This window comes from Streptomyces sp. TRM68416 (genome assembly GCF_014596915.1).
GTDB lineage: Bacteria > Actinomycetota > Actinomycetes > Streptomycetales > Streptomycetaceae > Streptomyces.
The window spans coordinates 115,250-134,904 of the sequence record NZ_JACVWU010000007.1; the positions used below are offsets into that span (position 1 = coordinate 115,250).

The 19,655-nt window shown below is 72.5% G+C and carries 16 protein-coding genes and 1 pseudogene; 12 read left to right on the forward strand and 5 right to left on the reverse strand.

Translation table 11 applies throughout. From position 1 onward, the window contains the following. Positions 1-135 precede the first annotated feature (135 nt). From ICC28_RS13790 to ICC28_RS13810, 5 genes are all read left to right on the forward strand, one after another. Entirely contained in the window at positions 136-912 is a 777-nt protein-coding gene (locus ICC28_RS13790; RefSeq protein ID WP_188288817.1) for a (2Fe-2S)-binding protein, read from the forward strand. Between the two features lie 33 nt (positions 913-945). Then, on the forward strand, positions 946-2,097 hold the full coding sequence (gene glgA / locus ICC28_RS13795) for a glycogen synthase (protein ID WP_188288818.1): 1,152 nt from the start codon (positions 946-948) through the stop codon (positions 2,095-2,097). A 51-nt stretch (positions 2,098-2,148) separates the two neighbouring features. Then, positions 2,149-3,369: a glucose-1-phosphate adenylyltransferase gene (glgC, locus tag ICC28_RS13800; RefSeq protein WP_188288819.1), complete on the forward strand. Its 1,221-nt coding sequence runs from the start codon at positions 2,149-2,151 to the stop codon at positions 3,367-3,369. A 137-nt stretch (positions 3,370-3,506) separates the two neighbouring features. Beyond that, complete coding sequence (locus ICC28_RS13805) at positions 3,507-4,850, forward strand: wax ester/triacylglycerol synthase family O-acyltransferase (protein WP_188288820.1); 1,344 nt, start codon at positions 3,507-3,509, stop codon at positions 4,848-4,850. A gap of 512 nt (positions 4,851-5,362) precedes the next feature. Then, a complete protein-coding gene (locus ICC28_RS13810) occupies positions 5,363-6,856 on the forward strand; it encodes an SDR family NAD(P)-dependent oxidoreductase (protein ID WP_188288821.1) in 1,494 nt (497 codons plus the stop codon). Here ICC28_RS13810 and ICC28_RS13815 read toward each other — a convergent pair. Both ICC28_RS13815 and ICC28_RS13820 read right to left on the reverse strand, forming a co-directional pair. Continuing rightward, complete coding sequence (locus tag ICC28_RS13815; protein WP_188288822.1) at positions 6,835-7,620, reverse strand: SDR family oxidoreductase; 786 nt, start codon at positions 7,618-7,620, stop codon at positions 6,835-6,837. The genes ICC28_RS13810 and ICC28_RS13815 overlap by 22 nt on opposite strands. 25 nt (positions 7,621-7,645) lie before the next feature. Next, complete coding sequence (locus ICC28_RS13820; protein WP_188288823.1) at positions 7,646-8,080, reverse strand: hypothetical protein; 435 nt, start codon at positions 8,078-8,080, stop codon at positions 7,646-7,648. 451 nt (positions 8,081-8,531) lie between these two features. On the opposite strand from ICC28_RS13820, the gene ICC28_RS13825 reads away from it, so the two are divergent. Beyond that, positions 8,532-8,708 (forward strand): hypothetical protein, encoded by a 177-nt coding sequence (locus ICC28_RS13825; RefSeq protein WP_188288824.1) that lies wholly within the window; start codon positions 8,532-8,534, stop codon positions 8,706-8,708. A gap of 56 nt (positions 8,709-8,764) precedes the next feature. Then, a complete protein-coding gene (locus ICC28_RS13830) occupies positions 8,765-9,247 on the forward strand; it encodes a GNAT family N-acetyltransferase (protein ID WP_188288825.1) in 483 nt (160 codons plus the stop codon). 25 nt (positions 9,248-9,272) lie between these two features. Here the strand turns inward: ICC28_RS13830 and ICC28_RS13835 are convergent. The 3 genes and pseudogenes from ICC28_RS13835 to ICC28_RS13845 form a co-directional block, all read right to left on the reverse strand. Beyond that, positions 9,273-10,612, reverse strand: a pseudogene (locus tag ICC28_RS13835) (amidase). Between the two features lie 107 nt (positions 10,613-10,719). Further along, positions 10,720-11,733: an alpha/beta hydrolase family protein gene (locus tag ICC28_RS13840; protein ID WP_188288826.1), complete on the reverse strand. Its 1,014-nt coding sequence runs from the start codon at positions 11,731-11,733 to the stop codon at positions 10,720-10,722. 253 nt (positions 11,734-11,986) lie between these two features. Next, positions 11,987-12,997, reverse strand: coding sequence for a LacI family DNA-binding transcriptional regulator (locus ICC28_RS13845; protein ID WP_188288984.1), 1,011 nt, complete (start codon positions 12,995-12,997; stop codon positions 11,987-11,989). Between the two features lie 242 nt (positions 12,998-13,239). Here ICC28_RS13845 and ICC28_RS13850 point away from each other — a divergent pair, with 242 nt between their 5' ends. Genes ICC28_RS13850 through ICC28_RS13870 form a run of 5 tightly spaced genes read left to right on the forward strand, consistent with a single transcriptional unit; the run spans position 13,240 to position 19,613 of the window. Beyond that, positions 13,240-14,529: an ABC transporter substrate-binding protein gene (locus tag ICC28_RS13850; protein ID WP_188288827.1), complete on the forward strand. Its 1,290-nt coding sequence runs from the start codon at positions 13,240-13,242 to the stop codon at positions 14,527-14,529. 2 nt (positions 14,530-14,531) lie between these two features. Next, positions 14,532-15,422, forward strand: a complete 891-nt coding sequence (locus ICC28_RS13855) for a carbohydrate ABC transporter permease (RefSeq protein ID WP_282701711.1) — start codon at positions 14,532-14,534, stop codon at positions 15,420-15,422. After that, entirely contained in the window at positions 15,419-16,315 is an 897-nt protein-coding gene (locus ICC28_RS13860; RefSeq protein WP_188288828.1) for a carbohydrate ABC transporter permease, read from the forward strand. The genes ICC28_RS13855 and ICC28_RS13860 overlap by 4 nt, the downstream gene beginning before the upstream one ends. Before the next feature lie 29 nt (positions 16,316-16,344). Then, positions 16,345-17,601 (forward strand): glycoside hydrolase 5 family protein, encoded by a 1,257-nt coding sequence (locus ICC28_RS13865; RefSeq protein ID WP_188288829.1) that lies wholly within the window; start codon positions 16,345-16,347, stop codon positions 17,599-17,601. Then, positions 17,598-19,613 (forward strand): endo-beta-N-acetylglucosaminidase, encoded by a 2,016-nt coding sequence (locus ICC28_RS13870; RefSeq protein WP_188288830.1) that lies wholly within the window; start codon positions 17,598-17,600, stop codon positions 19,611-19,613. Before ICC28_RS13865 ends, ICC28_RS13870 begins: the two co-directional genes overlap by 4 nt. Positions 19,614-19,655: the final 42 nt, after the last annotated feature.

A 19,655-nucleotide genomic window follows, 5' to 3' on the forward strand; every position in this document is an offset into this window, starting at 1 on the left:
GCCCGGAAATTTTCTTCCCGTCGTCGTACCTGAGCAGGCGTTGCCTCCTACTGCCGATGGAGTACGGAGAGTGCACCCTCATCCCCAGGGTGGGTGTCACTCCCCGAGCCCCGCCGCGCGCCGGTACGCGCCCCCTTGGTACTACTGCACGTCGTGGACCTCGACCCCGATCTCGCCGCGCTGCGCCCGCTCGGACCGTTCTTCGTACTACGCACCTCCGGAGCACCCCGCCCGCCCCTGCCGACCCTCGCGCAGGCCTACGGGGACATTTCATCGGATGTTTACGGAAATTCCGTGACTTTCCGCATCCGGAAGGTCGCCGATGCCCTGCACACCCCCGAGCCGCGCGTCGCGGCCTCGGTGGCCCAGCAGGGGCTCGCCGCCCGGCTGTGGTCGGTGGCACTGGGCTGCGCCGCCCTGTACGGCACGGTCCCGGACCTCGCCCCGCGGCTGCTGCGCTGGGACGCCGACGGCAGTGCACCCGACGACCTGTGGCTGACCGAGGTGCGCCCGGCGGACGGCGACCTCGCGGACACCGTCCTGCACGCCCACCTCGTACCGCTGACGGCCCTGGTGCACACCCGCTACCGGGTCGCGGAGGGCCTGCTGTGGGGCAACGCGGCCTCCGCGCTGGCGGGCGCGGCCCGGCAACTGGAACGGTGGGCGCTGGCACACGGCCGTACCGAGACCGCCGTACGCACCCGCACCCTGACCGCAGGCCTCCTCGCCCACCCCCTCCTCGCCGGCACCCTCACGGGCACCGGACGCCTCACCCTCACCGGAACCCTCACCGGCACCGCCTTCCGGCGCCGGAGCTGCTGCCTCTACTACCGGGTGCCCGGCGGAGGCGTGTGCGGCGACTGTTGCTTCACGCGGCCCCCGCGCTCTTCCCCGCGCGCCTCATCTGGGTGACCATGAGGGTCCGGCCGAGACAGGGGGTTGCGGGTGCGAGTGGGACTGCTGACCCGGGAGTACCCCCCGGACGTCTACGGTGGCGCGGGCGTCCACGTCGAGTTCCTGGCCCGGGAGTTGAGGGAACTCGTCGATCTGGACGTGCACTGCTGGGGCGAGGGCCGCGCCGAGGGCGTGCTGCGGCACCGCCCGTGGTCCGCGCTCGACACCGCCAACGACGCGCTGCGCACGTTCTCCGTGGACCTCGCGATGACCGCCGCCCTGGAGGGCTGCGAACTCGTCCATTCCCACACCTGGTACGCCAACCTCGCCGGCCACCTCGGCAAGCTGCTGTACGGCGTGCCGCACGTGATGACCGCCCACTCCCTGGAGCCGCTGCGCCCCTGGAAGGCCGAGCAACTCGGCGGCGGATACGCCCTGTCGGGCTGGGCCGAGCGCACCGCGGTCGAGGCCGCCGACGCGGTGGTCGCCGTCTCGGGCGCCATGCGCGAGGACATCCTCGCCTGCTACCCGGCGCTGGACCCGGCGCGCGTGCACGTCGTCCACAACGGCATCGACACCACGCTCTACCGCCCTGACCACGGCACCGACGTTCTGGACCGGCTCGGCCTGGACCGCGACCGCCCCTACGTCCTGTTCGTCGGCCGGATCACCCGCCAGAAGGGCGTGCCCCATCTGCTGCGGGCGGTACGGGACATCGACCCCGCCGCGCAGGTCGTGCTGTGCGCGGGCGCCCCCGACACCCCCGAGATCGACCGGGAGTTCCGCGAGCTGTACGAGGAGCTGAGCCGCGTCCGCGCGGGCGTGCACTGGATCCCGCAGATGCTGCCGCGCCCCGAGGTGATCCAACTCCTCACGCGCGCGGCCGTGTTCGTCTGCCCCTCGGTGTACGAACCCCTCGGCATCGTCAACCTGGAGGCGATGGCCTGCGGCACGCCCGTGGTCGCCTCCCGGGTGGGCGGCATCCCCGAGGTCGTCGACGACGGCAAGACGGGGCTCCTGGTGCCCGTGGACGACGACTTCGAGGCCTCGCTCGCGCAGGCCCTGGACTCCGTCCTCGGTGACCCCGACGGCGCCCGCGCGATGGGCGAGGCCGGACGGGAGCGCGCGGTGGGGGAGTTCGGCTGGGACGCGGTGGCGCGGCGCACGGTCCGGCTCTACGAGGAGATCCTCGAACAGGCGTAGCAGGCACCGCGCGAGGGCAGGCATGGATCAACCTGGGTGAGGGGAGCGGCCATGCGTCGTGGTGGGCCTTCGGTACTCGGCATCGTGCTCGCGGGCGGGGAGGGCAAGCGCCTGATGCCCCTGACCGCGGACCGCGCGAAACCCGCGGTCACCTTCGGCGGCACCTACCGGCTCGTCGACTTCGTCCTGTCGAACCTGGTCAACGGCGACATCCTGCGCGTCTGCGTGCTCACGCAGTACAAGTCGCACTCGCTGGACCGGCACATCACCACCACCTGGCGGATGTCCAGCCTGCTCGGCAACTACGTCACCCCCGTCCCGGCCCAGCAGCGCCTCGGCCCGCGCTGGTACCTGGGCAGCGCGGACGCGATCCTGCAGTCGCTGAACCTGATCTACGACGAACGCCCCGAGTACGTCGCGGTCTTCGGCGCCGACCACGTGTACCGCATGGACCCGCGCCAGATGCTCGCCCAGCACATCGAGAGTGGTGCCGGAGTGACCGTGGCCGGGATACGGGTGCCGCGCGGCGAGTCCTCGTCCTTCGGCGTGATCAGCCCGGGCTCGGACGGCCGGACGGTGGAGTGCTTCCTGGAGAAACCGGCCGACCCGCCCGGCCTCGCGGACGACCCGGAGTGCGTCTACGCCTCGATGGGCAACTACCTCTTCACCACCAAGGCCCTCGTCGAGGCACTCCAGCGGGACGCGGAGGACGAGAGCTCCGTCCACGACATGGGCGGCTCGATCCTGCCCCAGCTCACCGACCGGGGCGAGGCACAGCTGTACGACTTCAGCGCCAACCACGTGCCCGGCGAGACCACCCGCGACCAGGGCTACTGGCGTGATGTGGGCACCCTGGACGCGTACTACGACGCCCACATGGACCTGATCGCCGAGCGCCCCGCCTTCAACCTCTACAACCGTCAGTGGCCGATCTACACCCACTCGGGCCAGCTCTCCCCGGCCCGCTTCAACGCGGGCGGCATCGCGGGGGAGTCCATCATCAGCGCGGGCTGTCTGATCCGCGGCCAGGTGACCCGGTCCGTGCTCTCCCCGGGTGTCGTGGTCGACCCGGGGGCCGTGGTGCAGGGCTCGGTGCTGCACGACAACGTCCACATAGGCCGGGGGGCGGTGGTGCGCGGGGCTGTGCTGGACAAGAACGTCGAGGTTCCGCCGGGCGCCACGATCGGCGTCAACCCGGAGCGGGACGCCGAGCTGTACACGGTCTCCAAGGGCGGGGTGATCGCGCTGGGGAAGGGGCAGCAGGTGTCGTGAGGTGCTCCCGGGGCGAGGGATTCACCGATGGCTGGACTTAATCCGTTGTTAACTGTGCGTAGCTTGATCGTACTTGACCGTAATCGCCCGCGAGGGGTTGACTGCTTGCTCACCCGTCGTCGACGCGAGGCAAGCCCTTGACTGCTGACCTGCTCGCACCTCTCGACCTGGCGTTCTGGAACATGGAGTCCGCCGAACATCCGATGCATCTGGGGGCGCTCGGCGTCTTCGCCGCGCACACGCCCGCCGCCGGAGCCCACGCGGCCGATCTGCTCGCCGCCCGGGCCGCCGCCGTACCCGGCCTGCGCATGCGCATCCGGGACGTGTGGCCCCTGGGCTTCCCCACCGTCTTCGGCGGCGCGGCCCGTGAGCCCGCCCCCGACTTCGACCCCCTCGACCACGTGCGGCTGCACGCCCCCACCGACGACTTCCAGACGGTGGCCGGACGGCTCATGGAACGGCCGCTGGAGCGCGGCCGACCGCCGTGGGAGGCCCATGTGCTGCCGGGCGAGGACGGCGTGTCCTTCGCCGTGCTGTTCAAGTTCCACCACGCCCTCGCCGACGGGCTGCGCGCGCTGACGCTCGCCGCGGCCGTCCTCGACCCGATGGACATGCCCGCGCCCCGGCCCCGGCCCGCCGAGCCAGCCCGCGGCCTTCTGCCGGACGTGCGCAAGCTGCCCGGCCTCGTCCGCGGCGCCTTCTCCGACGTCGGCCGCGCCCTCGACATCGGCGCCTCCGTCGCCGTATCGACCCTGGGGGCGCGCTCCTCCGACGCCCTCACCTCCGCACCCACCGGCACCCGGCGCACCGCCGGAGTGGTCGTCGACCTCGACGACGTGCACCGGGTCCGCAAGGCCGTCGGCGGCACCGTCAACGACGTCCTGATCGCGGTCGTCGCCGGCGCCCTGCGCCGCTGGCTCGACGAGCGCGGCGACGGCAGCGACGGCGTGGCGCCCCGCGCCCTCATCCCCGTCTCCAAGCGCCGCCCGCGCACCGCGCACCCGCAGGGCAACCGGCTCTCCGGTTACCTGATGCGGCTGCCGGTCGACGATCCCGACCCGCTGCGCCGCCTCGGCACCGTCCGCGCCGCCATGGACCGCAACAAGGACGCCGGCCCCAACAGGGGCGCGGGCGCCGTCGCCCTGCTCGCCGACCACGTGCCCGCCCTCGGCCACCGGCTCGGCGGGCCCCTCGTCTCCCAGGCCGCCCGGCTCTGGTTCGACATCCTCGTCACCAGCGTCCCGCTGCCCGGCCTCGGCCTGAAACTCGGCGGCAACCCGGTCACCGCCGTCTTCCCCTACGCCCCGCTCGCCCGCGGCCAGTCCCTCGCGGTCGCCGTCTCCACCTACCGCGGACACGTCCACTACGGCCTCGTCGCCGACGCCGAGGCCGTACCGGACCTGGACCGGCTGGCCACCGCGCTCTCCGAGGAGGTGGCGCAGCTGATCACGGCCTGCGAGCCGGAGCCGTCACTGGGCTGATCGCGGGCCGATCGCGGGCCGATCGCGGGCTGAGGACCGGGCCGGGCCGAGGCGGCAGCGAGCGCGGTGTGCGGGCGGGGGCTGTGGCGGTCTGCGGCCGGGGCTGTCGCGGTGCTGATTGCGGGCTGAGGGCCGGGGCTGGCGCGTGCTGAGCGCGGTGTGCGGGCGGGGGCTGTGGACGGCTGGGTGCGGCCTGCGGGCCTGCGGCCTGCGGGCCTGCGGGCCTGCGGCCAGGGCCGTCGCGGTGCTGGTCGGGGTCTGCGGGTGGGGGGCTGGCCCGGTGTGGATCGCGGGCTGCAGGCCGTGGCCCCGTACGGTGCCGGTCGTCACCCGGGAGCCGGGACCGTCGCCGTGCTGGTGCCCCTGCGGGCCCGTCCCGTCACGGCGGGTCACCGGACGAGCCCGCCGATCGTCCCGCTTTTGGCGGTGCGGCCCGGCGCTCCGTAGAATTCGCCGTTCGAAAGCGGGCGCGGTCGGAGCGCCGCACGGGTGAGCAGGGAACGGCAGCGGCGATGACGGTGACACAGGACGGCTCGGCGAGCACGGACGAGGTCGTGTACGGCCCCGGTATCGACCCCGAGCGGCTGGCCGTCTGCCTCAGCGTGCTGGAGGAGCTCGACAAGCTGGAGGTCGACCACCCCGACGCCATCGCCGTGCGCCGCGCCACCGCCGGCATCTACCGCACGGTCAAGCAGCGCCGCCGCCAGGAGCGCCGGGCCGCCAAGACCGCCCACGACAAGGCGGTCACGGAGGCCACGGCGACCGGCTCCGCCCAGCGCATCGACGACGAGACGGAGGGCATCCTGCCGTCGTCGGTCACCGAGGCCGGGAAGATCGCCGGGATACTCCAGCGCCCCCGCTCCTGCTACACCTGCAAGACGCGGTACGTGGAGGTCGACTACTTCTACCACCAGCTCTGTCCCGAGTGCGCGACCCTGAACCGCGCCAAGCGGGACGTCCGCGCCGACCTCACCGGCAAGCGCGCGCTGCTCACCGGCGGCCGCGCCAAGATCGGCATGTACATCGCGCTGCGCCTCCTGCGCGACGGCGCGCACACCACGATCACCACGCGGTTCCCGAAGGACGCCATCCGCCGCTTCAAGGCGATGGACGACTCCGCCGACTGGATCCACCGCCTGGAGGTCGTCGGCATCGACCTGCGCGACCCGGCCCAGGCCGTGGCCCTGGCCGACCGGATGACCGAGCAGGGCCCGCTCGACATCCTGATCAACAACGCCACCCAGACGGTACGCCGCCTGCCCTCGGCCTACGCCGCGCTGGTGGACGGCGAGTCCGCCCCGCTGCCGGCCGGTGAACTCCCCGCCCACCACGTCATCGGCGCCTTCAACTCCGGCGCGGTGGACGGCCTGGCCGCGCTGCCCGTCGGCGTCTCCGGCCTCGACGCGCAGAAGGTGGCCGACCTCGCCCTGGTCGCGGGCAACGCCAGCGTGGAGCGGCACCGCGACGGCACAGCCATCGACGCGGGCGGTCTGGTCCCCGACGTCGTCGACACCAACACCTGGGTGCAGACCATCGAGCAGATCTCCCCGGTGGAGCTCCTCGAAACCCAGCTGTGCAACTACACGGCCCCGTTCATCCTGATCAGCAAGCTCCGCCCGGTGATGGCCGAGGCGGCGCGCAAGGCCTCCTCGGGCCGCTCGTACATCGTCAACGTCTCGGCGATGGAAGGCGTGTTCGGCCGCGGCTACAAGGGCGCCGGGCACCCGAACACCAACGCCGCCAAGGCCGCGATGAACATGGTGACCCGGACCAGCGCCCAGGAGATGTTCCAGTCCGACGGCATCCTGATGACCTCGGTCGACACCGGCTGGATCACCGACGAGCGCCCCCACTGGGACAAGCTGCGCCTGGCGGAGGAGGGCTTCCACGCCCCCCTCGACCTCATCGACGGCGCGGCCCGCGTCTACGACCCCGTCGTCCGCGGCGAGGCGGGCGAGGACCTGTACGGCGTCTTCCTGAAGGACTACGCGCCGGGCAAGTGGTAGGCCGCTGACCTCGGCGTCGCCGCGGCCCGCACCCGCGTCCCGCCGTCCACCACCAGGTCGGCCCCGGTGACCCACCGTGCCGCGTCCGACACCAGCCACAGCACCGCGTCGGCGACGTCCTCGGGCTCGCCGATGCGGCGCAGGGGCAGCGCGGCGGCCAGTTCGCCCTCACGCGGCTCCCACATGAAGCGGGCCAGTTCGGTCCGGACGAGCCCGGGGGAGACGGAGTTGACCCGGACCCGCGGAGCCAGCTCGCCCGCGAGCTGGCGGGTCAGGTGAAGCAGCGCCGCCTTGCTGGTCCCGTAGGCCCCGACGTCCGGGCCCACGTGCTCGGCGCCCTCCGTGCAGATGTTGACGACCGAGCCGCCGTGCTCGCCCAGCCATGCCCGCCACGCACACTGCACGAGCCGCAGCGGCGCCTCCACGTTGACGGTGAACGCCGCCCGCCAGGCCGCCGGATCGACGTCCATGAGGGGACCGTACGGCTGGTTCGTCGCAGCGTTGTTGACCACTACGTCGATCCGGCCGTACGTGCGCAGACACAGGTCCGTCAGCGCCGCCGGGTGGCCGGGGTCGGCGATGTCACCGGCCAGTCCGGTCCCGTCCAGCCCCGCCGCGGTGCGCCGTACCTCGGCCGCGTCCCGCGCTGTCACGCACACGCGCATCCCGGCTCCGGCGAGCGCCCGTGCCACCGCCCACCCGATGCCGCGCGTGGCGCCGGTGACGAGGGCGACCCTGCCGTCCAGACCGTACGACGACGTCATCGACGTACCGTCTCATGACGGGCCGTCAGTCGACAGCCCCCAGGCGGGAGTTGCGCGCCGCGACCAGTTCCAGCACGGTGCGCCAGTCCTCCAGGACGCCGGCGTCGAACCCGGCGCCGCGGGCTTCCTCCTGTGCCTGGCGCAGCCGGGCGGCGTCCTCGTCGCCGGGGTCGGCGGCGCGGACGAGCGCGGAGATCCGCTCGCCGAGCAGGGGCCGTACCGCGTCCGCCGCGCAGGCCGGCCGGGCGGCCGGATCGCCGGGCCCGAGCAGCGGGCCGATCGCCCGCACCAGCCCAGCCACCTGGAGTTCCTTGTCCGCCGGGCGGCTGCGGCGCAGCAGTGCGGCGGTCCGCAGGGCGTGCTGGTGCAGCTCGACGCGGGCGCCCCCGCCGGACGTGTCCCACGTGCCCCGGCAGGCGTACAGCAGATCCATCAGCTCCTCGACACTGCGCAGCTCCATGCGTCAGTCCTCCCGCGGGACAAGCCGTTGCCGTCGCGCCAGCAGATCATGGCCGCCTTGCGAACCGGCCAACGGGACCTGAACTGTGCGGCCGGCCGCCGCACGGAAGGGCGGACGCGAGCGGCGCGCACCTCGTGGCACTCGGGCCCCAACTGCCCCTCACCCATGGGAGAAAACAGGACGACTTCAGACAGTAACCCCAAGTTTTCAGCCCCATCGAGCGGGTACCCGCTCATTTGGTTACCCTGTAGCGGACGGACAGCCACACTGGGTCCCACCCACACCCACGGTCCGTCACCGGGACACGCCGGTTCACAACGGCCTGCTCCGCACGAGGAACCGGCGCCACCGCGTCCGAACTGCCAACGACATACACCCGAGGCTTCAGACGCCAGGCGCAAAGGACCCGGCGCTGTGCCCCGAGGGTGATCCGACACATAAGGAGTGCGCGGTGACACCGGAGAAGACGAATCGCGAACAACGCCCCAAGGAACGCCCGGAGCGTGCAGGCCGCCGGCCCGGGGGGCAGCTCGGCAGCCTCGACGTCTGGGCCCGTTCCGCACCGATCCGACTGGCCGGCTACGAGGACGACCTCGCCGAGCCCCACATCCTGCCCAGCGTCGACTGACCCGCAGGCTGACCCTTCGCGATCGCCGACGGCATGGGCGTGCGAAACTCACGCCCATGCCGATCAGAGAAGCAGCGGCCGGCGACTGGCCGCGGATCTGGCCGTTCTGGCACCGCATCGTCGCCGCCGGTGAGACCTACACCTGGGACCCGGACACCTCCGAGGAGGCCGCCCGGGTCCTGTGGATGAACCCCGCCAAACGCGTCTACGTCGTCGAGGACGAGACCGGCGCCCTGGCGGGCATCGCCTACCTCACCCCCAACTACGGCGGCCCCGCCGCCCGCATCGCCAACGCGGGCTTCATGGTCGACCCCGAGCACGCGGGGCGTGGCGTCGGCCGCGCTCTCGCCGAGCACGTACTGACCGCAGCCAAGGACCTCGGCTACCGCGGCATGGTCTTCAACTCGGTCGTCGAGACCAACCCGGCCGTCAAGCTGTGGCTCTCCCTCGGCTTCACGATCCTCGGCACGGTCCCCGACGCGTTCGAGCATCCGCGGGACGGCCTGGTGGGCCTGCACATCATGCACAAGGCCCTGTGAACGCCCCGCCCGACCGGGGCTGACCTCAGTCCAGCGGTGCCGTCCGCCGCCACGGGCTCAGCCGCTCCAACTGCTCGGCCAACGCCAGCAGATCCGCCTCCGCACCCGGACGTCCGACCAGTTGTACGGCGCAGGGGGCGCCGGAGGGCAGGGTGCCGAGCGGGACCGACATGGCCGGCCAGCCGGTGAGGTTCCACGGCGGGGTCATGGGGGAGTAGGCGGTGTCGGCGAGCACGTTGCGCAGCCAGCCCCGCTCGTGCCAGGGCCCGGCCTTCGGGGAGCGGCGGGCGAGGGCGGGCATCAGCAGGACGTCGTACTGGGCGAAGAACGGCTCCAGACGGCGCCGCAGCCGCTCGCGGCCGTCTCCGGCCCGCACACGCCGCACGAACCGGCGCCCGAGGGCCGCGTGCACGCGGGTGCGGCGGTGCAGCAGGTGCGGATCCAGGCCACGGGCGTCGACCGACGTGCCGGCCGTCCAGTGGGTGAGGGCGGTGACGCCCAGCGACAGCGGGTACGGCGGTTCCGCGCGCCGCACCGGGTGGCCCGCCTTGATCAGCAGCGCGGCGGCCTCCCGTACGGCGGCCGTGTACGGCTTGGTCACGGCGACGCCCGCGAGGGGGCTGCGCAGCGACACGGCGATCCGGCGCGCGCCGGTGACCGCGCTCTCGGGCGGGGTGTCGGCGATGACCGACAGCAGCAGACGCACGTCCTCGACCGTCGTGGCCAGCGGCCCGTTCTCGGACATGCCGAACCAGTCGCCCTCGCCGATGCCCGCGGGCACCACCCCGGTGCCGGGCTTGATCGTGACCAGCCCGCAGTTGGCGGCCGGGATGCGCAGTGAGCCCATGCCGTCGTTGCCGAGCGCGACCGGCACCATCCCGGCGGCGACCGCGGCCGCGCTGCCGCCCGACGAGCCGCCCGCCGAGCGCGCGGTGTCCCACGGGTTGCGGGCCGTGCCGTGCACGCCCTCCGTCGTACCGAACACGCACAGCTCCGGCACGTTCGTCAGACCCACGACCACCGCACCCGCCGCGCGGAGCCGGGCCACGGTCACATGGTCGTCGGCGGCGGGCGTGTCCGGGGTCGCGGCGGAGCCGATCCGCAGGGACTCGCCGCGCACCGCGAGATTGTCCTTGACGGCCACCGGCACGCCCGCGAGCGGCAGTTCGGCCAGATCGCCGCGCGCGCCCACCTCGTCGGCCTCCGCGAGCGCCGCCTCGGCCCGGACCGTGCGGAAGGCCCCGATCCGGCCGTCGAGACGTTCGATCCGGTCCAGGTGCTCGCCACCACCTCGCGGGGCGTGGCCCGCTTCTCCCGTACGGCGGCGGCTATTTCGGCGGCGGTGCGGCCGACCCAGCTGGTCACGGGGGCTCCTTCGGGGTGCACGGGTACCTACTCGCGAGTACGCAGGTAGAACTCTGCCTTCCCGCGGGCCGCGCGTCGAGAGTGCGGCGTGCTGTGGCGGTGCGGTCTCAGCGCAGGTGCCGCTCGAAGAACGCGGTCGTCGCGTCCATCGACTCCGGCCAGCGCGGCCCGAAGGTGTGGCCCTCACCGGCGTACGTGCGCAGCTCCACGTCCTTCCCGGCCGCCTCGAACGCGGCGACCGTGTGCCGCGTCCAGGCGAGCGGGCAGGTGTCGTCCGCGGTGCCGTGGTGGATCAGCAGCGGCTCCGTCACCCGGTCCACGAACGTCAGCGGCGAGACGTTCCGCCAGAACTCCGGGTTCTCCTCGGGCGTGCCGTGCCGCGCGTCGATCTCGGCGGCGATCGGGTCGCCCCGGCCCCGTTGGAAGTGGTCGATGTTCTCCTCGGGGCGCGCGCTGACCGGCGCGAAGGCCACGGCGGCGTCGAACAGGCCAGGGGCCACCACCAGCGTGTTGTAGACGACACCGCCGCCCATCGACCGGCCCAGCAGCCCGAGCCGTTCGCCGTCGATCTCCGGGCGGCCGGAGGAGCGCAGGGCCAGGGCCGCCCCGATGACGTCCTCGGTGTACCCGAGACGGAGGTTCACGTCGTTGTCGGGGTCCTTGTCCGAGCGTGCGTGGTTGCGGTAGTCGGTGTGCAGCACGACGTAGCCCTCGCGCGCGAGCCGGTCCTGTTCCCGGGCGAGTCCGCGCCCGGTGGTGTAGACGGCCGGGTCGATGTAGCCGTGCGCGAGCACCAGCGCCGGGAACGGTCCCTCCCCCTCGGGGATGTTCATCAGGCCCGAGATCGTCAGACCGTCGCTCTCGTAGGTGACGGCGTACGAGGTGTAGGCGTTCGTGCGGGCGAGGACGGTGCCGAGGCGCAGGCCGGAGCCGTGGTGCTCACGCCGGATGTGGGCCGGGAGCGACACCGGGTCGACGGGGGACGAGGACTTCGTCGTGGGTGAACCGCTGGTCGGAGGCGTCCGGCTCTCGCGCGCGCCCTCCTTTTCGCCCCCGGTGCAGCCGCCCGCGAGGAGCAGCGTCACTCCGGCGGCGACACAGGCCAGTTTCCGCAGCCGCATGGAGCCATTGTCACCCGGCGGGCGTTCTCGGGGAGGACCCCCTCCCCGGTTCGTGCCTTGGGGAGCGGGCGCTCTCGGGGATACCTGTGCCGCCCCCTGTTGTCCGACCGCCACCACACGGGCCGTGGACCCGGGCACCCGGCACCGGCGGCAGTGCGCGAGTCCTTGGGCCGGGGCTGTGCAACCGCCCCCGCCGTCCGACGTACGGCACGCGCTGGGCTCCGGTCTCGGCGCCCCCCGGCCGTGCCCCGGGTCACGCCTCCCGCGCCACCCCCGTGCTGTCCCGCTCGATCAGCCGCGGTACCGGTACCCGTACCGTGCGGGCCGGGCCGCCGTCCAGCAGCGCGGTCAGCTCCCGGGCCGCCGTGCGGCCGAACTCCACGCTGTCCCGGGACAGGGCGGAGAGCCAGGGCTTGACCATGCGGCACAGGGCCGAGTCCTCCCAGGCCACGACGGAGACCTGGGCCGGGACCGAGAAGCCGAGGTCGGTCGCGGTGGCCAGGCCGGCCAGGGCCATCACGTCGTTGTCGTAGATCAGGGCGGTCGGCGGGACGGAGGCGCCGAGGACGCGGCGGGTGACGGCGGCGCCCGCCGCGTCGGAGTAGTCGGTGGTGACCGACTGCACCTCGTGCAGGCCGCGCCGTCCGGCCTCGGCGGCCAGGGTGCGGATGCGGCGCTCGGTGTGCGCGAGGCCGGGGAGGCCCGCGATGTGCACGATCCGCCGGTGGCCGAGGGCGTAGAGCCCGTCCACGACGGCGGCCATCGCGCCGGCGTCGTCCGCCCAGACCGTCGAGAGGCCGGGGTGGCGTTCGTCGGGGGCGCCGCCGATCACCACGGCAGGCAGGCCGAGTTCGTCGAGGAGGTCGGGCCGCGGGTCGGCGGTGCGCGGGTCGACCACCAGCACGCCGTCCACCCGGTGCTCGGCCCACCACCGCCGGTAGACCGCGCATTCGTCGGCGATGTCCTCCACCACCTGGAAGAGGAGCCCGAGATGGCGCTCCGCCAGCACCTCCTGGATGCCCGAGACGAGTTGGAGGAAGAAGGAGTCCACGCCCAGGGTGTCCGCGGGGCGCGCCAGCACGAAACCGACCGTGGCCGCACCCTCGCCGGACAGCGCGCGGGCCGCCGTACTGGGCCGCCAGCCCAGCTCCTCGGCGACCCGGCGCACGCGTTCCCTGGTGTCCTCCGAGACCCCGGGCCGGCCGTTGAGCGCGAACGACACGGCGCTCTGGGACACCCCGGCGTGCCGCGCGATGTCCTTCATCGTCGGCCGTCGGGCCGGCGACCGCTTGCCTGACAAGGTGCTTTCCCCATTCCCGTGCGGCACGCGAGGCATTCCCGCGAAGCTTTCTCGCCAGTGTGCACTAATGCGGTTCAGCTGCCCAGGCCTAAAGCGCATTAGTGCTAAACGAATTAGCTGCGTGAAAGTCATTGACGGGCCCGTGCGGCGGCGTGCAAGGTCGGCCTCGTTGCCCGATCCCCGCCGCCAAAGGAGGCCGGTTCACGGTGCCCGTTTCCCGCAGAACCCTCGCTGCCGCCCTCGCCGTCTGCGCCCTGCTGCCGCTGAGCGCGTGCGGCTCCGACGACGCCGGCGGCCCGTCCGACGCCTCCGGCAAGGTCGAAGGCGACATCACCTTCCAGACCTGGAACCTGAGAGCGAACTTCAAGCCGTACTTCGAGGACGTGATCGCCGACTTCGAGAAGAAGTACCCCGGCACGCACGTGAAGTGGGTGGACCAGCCCGCCGAGGGCTACGCCGACAAGATCAGCGCCGACGCCGCCGGCGGCACCCTGCCCGACGTCGTCAACGTCTCCCCGGACCTCGTCGCCCCGCTGGCCAAGGCCGGACTCGCCCTCGACCTCGACAAGGCCGCCGGCCAGTACGAGAAGGAGTACCTGGACGGCGCCTGGGCCAGCCACCGGATACCGGGCATGACCGGCACGTACGCCTTCCCCTGGTACCTCAACACCGGCCCGCTCTTCTACAACAAGTCCCTGTTCACGGAGGCCGGACTCGACCCCGAGCAGCCGCCGAAGACCTACGAGGACGTGTTCTCCGCCGCCCTGACGATGGCCGAGAAGACCGACGGCAAGGTCGCCACGCTCGCCAACGTGCCCACCATCGAGGACTTCGGCCGCTACGGCGTCGAGCTGATGAACAAGGAGGGCACCGCCTTCACCTTCAACGACCCCAAGGGCGTCGAACTCCTCGCCAAGTACAAGGAGTTGTACGACGCCAAGGCCCTCGACCCGCAGGCGCTGACCGCCACGCCGGAGTCGTCCGGCAAGAAGTTCCTCACCGGCGCCGTCGCCATGAACCCCGGCAGCGCCCTGGACCTCGGCAACTTCAAGAAGCAGGCGCCGAGCCTGTACAGGAACATCGGCATCACCGACCAGATCACCAGCACCGGCCACGTCAACATGTACGTGATGGGCGTGATGGTGAACGCGCAGACCAAGCGCACACCGGCCGCGGTCGCCTTCGCGCACTTCGTCACCGACGCCACCCGTCAGATGGAGTTCGCCCAGCAGGTCGCCATCTTCCCCAGCACCGCCGGCTCCCTCGACGACCCGTACTTCACCAAGGAGGACGGCACCGACGAGACGCGGGTCCGGGTGGCCGCCGCCAAGTCGCTGAAGACCGCGGTCAATTACACGCCGGTGCTGTTCAGCGAGCAGATGAAGACCGCGCTGCGCAACGAGGTCGCCAAGGCGCTGCAGGGCAAGGAGAGCCCGCAGGAAGCTCTTGACAACGCTGTCAAGGCCTGCAACACGCTGCTCCGGCAGCAGGGCTAGCCGTGCCGGCCACCGTGTCCCGGGTGCGGCGCCAACTGCCGGTCAGCCCCTGGCTGTTCGCCGCCCCCGGCCTGCTGATCATCGGCGCGTTCATCCTCTACCCCTTCCTCTCCACCCTGGTGAACGCCTTCACCGACCGGCGCACCCTGGTGCCCGGCGAGTTCGTCGGCCTCGCCAACTTCCGTGAACTGCTGCACGACGACATGTTCTGGATCGGCCTGCGCAACAGCACGCTCTACGTCCTCGGCGTCGTCCCCGCGCTGGTGGTCCTGCCGCTGCTGCTCGCCCTGCTGGTGCAGAAGAACATCCCCGGCATCGCCTTCTTCCGGTCCGCCTTCTACACGCCGGTCGTCGCCTCGATCGTCGTGGTCGGCCTGATCTGGGTGTGGCTGCTCGACGAACGCGGCCTGGTGAACGCGCTGCTGGAGACCGTCGGCATCGGCCGGGTCGGCTTCCTCAGCGACCAGTGGCTGCTCCTGCTGAGCGCCATGACGGTCACCGTCTGGAAGGGCCTCGGCTACTACATGATCATCTATCTGGCGGCGCTGGCGAACGTACCGCGCGAACTCCACGAGGCCGCCGCCGTCGACGGCGCGGGCCCGGTGCGCCGCTTCCTCACCGTCACCGTGCCCGCCGTCCGCTCCACCATGGTCCTGGTCGGCGCCCTGTCCTCGGTCGCCGCCTTCAAGGTGTTCTCCGAGGTGTACCTGATGGCGGGCCCGGACGGCGGACCGGCAGGCGAGGACACCACCCTCGTCATGCTCGTCCAGCGCACCGGCACCGGCCTGACCGGCCGCGTCGGCTACGCCTCCGCCATCTCCGTGGTCGTCTTCGTCGTCACCGTCGCCCTGATGCTGCTCGTGCTGCGCGCCGACCGGAGGGACGAGTCATGAGCGTGCTGGAGAAGGCGCCGCCCGCGCCCGTCGCCAGTGAACCGCGCGTCACCGACGAGCACGGCCGCCGCGTACGCGTCTGGGAACTGGCCCTGCGCTACACCCTGCTGCTCGCCGTACTCGCCCTCACCGTCGGCCCGTTCCTGTGGCAGCTGTCGACCTCGCTCAAGGGGCCCACCGAGGACATCTACAGCTCCCCGCCCACGTTCCTGCCCGCCGACCCCACCCTGCACAACTACGAGCGGGTCGCCGAGACCATCCCGGTCTGGAACTACGCCCTGAACTCCCTGAAGGTCGCCACCGCCAACGTCGTGACCAACTGCGTCGGTTCGGCCCTCGCGGGCTACGCCCTGGCCCGCCTGCGCTACCGGGGCCGCCGCGCCGCCACCCTCGCCTTCATCCTGGCGATGCTCGTACCGGTGGAGGGCATCATCATCGCCCAGTTCACCACCATGCGGGACCTCGGCCTCAACAACACCCTGATCGGCGTGGTCCTGCCCGGCTGCATCGGCGCCATGAACGTCCTGCTGATGCGCAACGCCTTCCTCAACCTGCCGTACGAGATCGAGGAGGCGGCCTACGTCGACGGCGCCAACGTGTGGCAGCGGTTCCTGCGCATCGCCGTGCCCTCGGTCAAGGGCACCCTCGCCGTCGTAGCGATCTTCGCCTTCATGGGCGCCTGGGACGACTTCCTGTGGCCCCTCATCGTGCTCAGCGACCCGGACAAGTTCACCCTGACCATCGGCCTCAACTACCTGCACGGCACCTTCGCCAACGACGAACGGCTCGTCGCCGCCGGCACCGTCATCGCCGTGGCACCGCTCATCGCCCTCTTCGCCTGCCTCCAGCGGTACTTCTTCCGCGGTGTCGGCGAGGGAGCGGTCAAGGGCTGAACCCCCCCCACCTAGTTCAAGGACACCGCATGCCTGCTGCCGTGCGCTTCGGCGTCAACTACACCCCCAGCGTGGGGTGGTTCCACCACTGGCTCGACTTCGACCTGGACTCCGTCCGCGCCGACCTCGACTCCGTCGCCGCGCTGGGCCTGGACCACATCCGGGTCTTCCCGCTGTGGCCGTACTTCCAGCCCAACCGTGCGCTGATCCGCGAGCGGGCCGTCGCGGACCTCGTGCGGCTCGCCGACGCCGCCGCCGAACGCGGGCTCGACGTCAACGTCGACGGACTGCAAGGCCACTTGAGCAGCTTCGACTTCCTCCCGGCCTGGACCCGCACCTGGCACCGGCGCAACCTCTTCACCGACCCCGACGTCCTCGACGGCCAGGCCGCCTACCTGCGCACGCTCGCCGCGGCCCTCGCCGACCGGCCCAACTTCATCGGCATGACGCTCGGCAACGAGGTCAACCAGTTCTCGGCCGGCCCGCACCCCGATCCCGACCGGGCGACCAGCACCCAGATCGACGCCTGGCTGCGGCGCATGCTCGCCGCTTGCGAGGAGGGCGCCCCCGGCCGACTGCACCTGCACGCCGAGTACGACGCCACCTGGTACCAGGACGACCAGCCCTTCACCCCGGCCCAGGCCGCCAGCCACGGCGCCCTGACGGCCGTGCACTCCTGGGTCTTCAACGGCACCGCCCAGCGCCACGGCCGTACCGCCGTGCCGACCGAGCACCACGCCGCCTATCTGATCGAGCTGAGCAAGGCCTGGGCCGACGAGCCGCACCGGCCGGTCTGGCTCCAGGAGGTCGGCGCGCCCGCCCCCCTCGTCCCGGCCGAGCACGCCGCCGCCTTCACCGAGGCGACCGTGGCCAACGCACTGGACTGCCCCGACCTGTGGGGCATCACCTGGTGGTGCTCCCACGACGTCTCCCGGCAGCTGGCCGACTTCCCGGAACTGGAGTACGGGCTGGGGCTGTTGACCAGCGACCGACGGCCCAAGGACACGGCCCTCGCGCTCGCGCGCGCGGCGAGTACGACGCACCCCGCCCCGGCCCCGCGCACCACCGCGCTCGTGGTCCCCGCCCATCCGTCGCGGCGCTCGCTGTGCGCTCCGGGCGGCCCCGTCTTCGACGCGTTCTTCCGGCTGGTCGCCGACGGCGCCCGCCCCACCACGGTCCTCGACACCCGCGCCGACGACCCCGCCCACCTCGCCGCCCGCGGCATCACCGAGGTCGTCACCCCCGACCAGGTACTCCCCGTCCCGCAAGGAGGCACCCGCTCGTGACCCCCACCAGACGCACCGTCCTGCTCGCCGGCGCGACCGCCGCCCTGCTGTCCGCACTCCCGGCGGCCGCCGCCCCGAAGACCGGCGCGACCCCGCCGTACGCCTCCTACTGGTACCCGGACTCACTGCCCGCCGGCAGCCCGGGCGCCGGCATCACCTGGCGCAGCCTGAAGTCCTGGCGGGCGGCCGACGACCCCGACCTCGCCTTCAACGCCTCCTGCGTGCCGCTGGCCCGACGCTTCACCCCGACCCCGGCGAACCCGACCGCCCGCCCGGACCGGGCCCGCATCCAGTCCCTGGTCTCCTTCGGGCCGACGTCGAGCAACCCCTCGCAGGGGTCGGCCACCGCCGACTACTACGCGCTCACCCACTGGGCCTACATCGACGAACTCGTCTTCTGGGGCGGCTCCTCGGGCGAGGGGCTGATCCTCGCGCCCAACGCGCCGGTCGTGGACGCCGCCCACCGCCACGGCGTGCCCGTCCTCGGCAACGTCTTCCTGCCGCCCGCGGCCTACGGCGGGCAGTTGCAGTGGACCCGCGACCTGGTGCAGAGAGACGCGGCGGGACGGTATCCGCTGGCCGCGCAGCTCGTCGCCGTCGCGTCGGCGTACGGCTTCGACGGCTGGTTCGTGAACGCCGAGACGGGCGGCGGGAACACCGCGCTCGCCACCGACATGCTCGGCTTCCTGCGGGAGCTGAAGTCCCTGGGCGCGGCGCGCGGGCAACGGGTGACCTGGTACGACTCGATGACCGTGAACGGCACGGTGAGCTGGCAGGGGGCGCTCAACGCGCAGAACCAGTCGTTCTACGAGGCCGCCGACACCATGTTCGTCGACTTCCGCTGGACCGCGAACACCCTGGCCGCCTCCGGGCGGCGGGCGGACGGACTGGGGCGCGGCCGCTACGAGCTGTGGGCGGGCGTCGACGTGGAGGCGAACGGCTGGAACTCCGCCGTGGACTGGGACGCGATCGTGCCGACGGACAAGGCGCACGTCGTGTCGGTCGGCTTCTACCGGCCCGAGTGGACCCGCAACCACCTGCCCGCCTCCCGCACGCCGGGCGACTTCCACGCCTCCGACGACCGGTTCTGGACGGGCCGCTCCCTGGATCCGTCACGGCCGGACGGCACGGACGGCTGGCGGGCGCCAGCCGTGTCCGTAGCCGACCGGTCGACGGTGACCTCGGTGCCGTTCGCGAGCGTGTTCAACACCGGGCACGGGCTGCGATGGTACGAGGAGGGCGTCGTCGCGTCGGACCGGCCGTGGAACCATCTCGGCGTGCAGGACCGGCTGCCGTCACGGCGGTGGGTGGTGCGCACGGAGGGGCGGCGGCCGGCGGTCGGCTTCGACTTCGCCGACGCGTGGCGGGGAGGGAGCAGTGTGCTGGTTGCCGGTGAACTGGACGCTCCTGCGGTGCTGGATGTGTATGCGACACGGCTGCCGATCGGTGTGAACACGGTTGTCGAGCTGACGCATCGCATCGAGGAGGGTGATGTGAACGTCGAGCTGGCCGTGGCGACCGCCGAGCCCGAGGCGCCGGGGTCGACACCGCCGTACACCTATCTGCCTGTGAACTCGGTCAACGCCTGGCAGACGTCGACCGTGCCGCTCAGCGGGCTGACCGGGACCGTGCATGCGCTCGGGGTACGGCTCACCGGGGCCGGTGGGCCCGTGAAGTGGCGGCTCGGCGGGATCGCGGTGCGCGCCGCGGCCGGCACGCCCGCCGCGCCCGCGGCACCCTCCCGGCTGCGGATCACCGGCGCGAGCGGCGGCGACCTGCGCCTCGCCTGGAAACCGGCCCCCGCCTCCGCACCCGGCGCCGTCCGCCACTACACCCTGCACCGGGTCCTCCCCGACGGCAGCCGCCGCTTCCTCGGCGCCACCTGCCAGCGGGCCTACTTCGTCGCCGGCCTGCGACCCGAGCAGGGCGAGCGGGCGGCACGGTTCGAAGTACGTGCCGTAGGGGAGCTGTACACCTCGTCGGCGCCCGTGACCGTGACCCACCCCTGGTAACCGTCCGTCCCGTCCGTCCCACGCCCCCCACAGCCTTGGAGT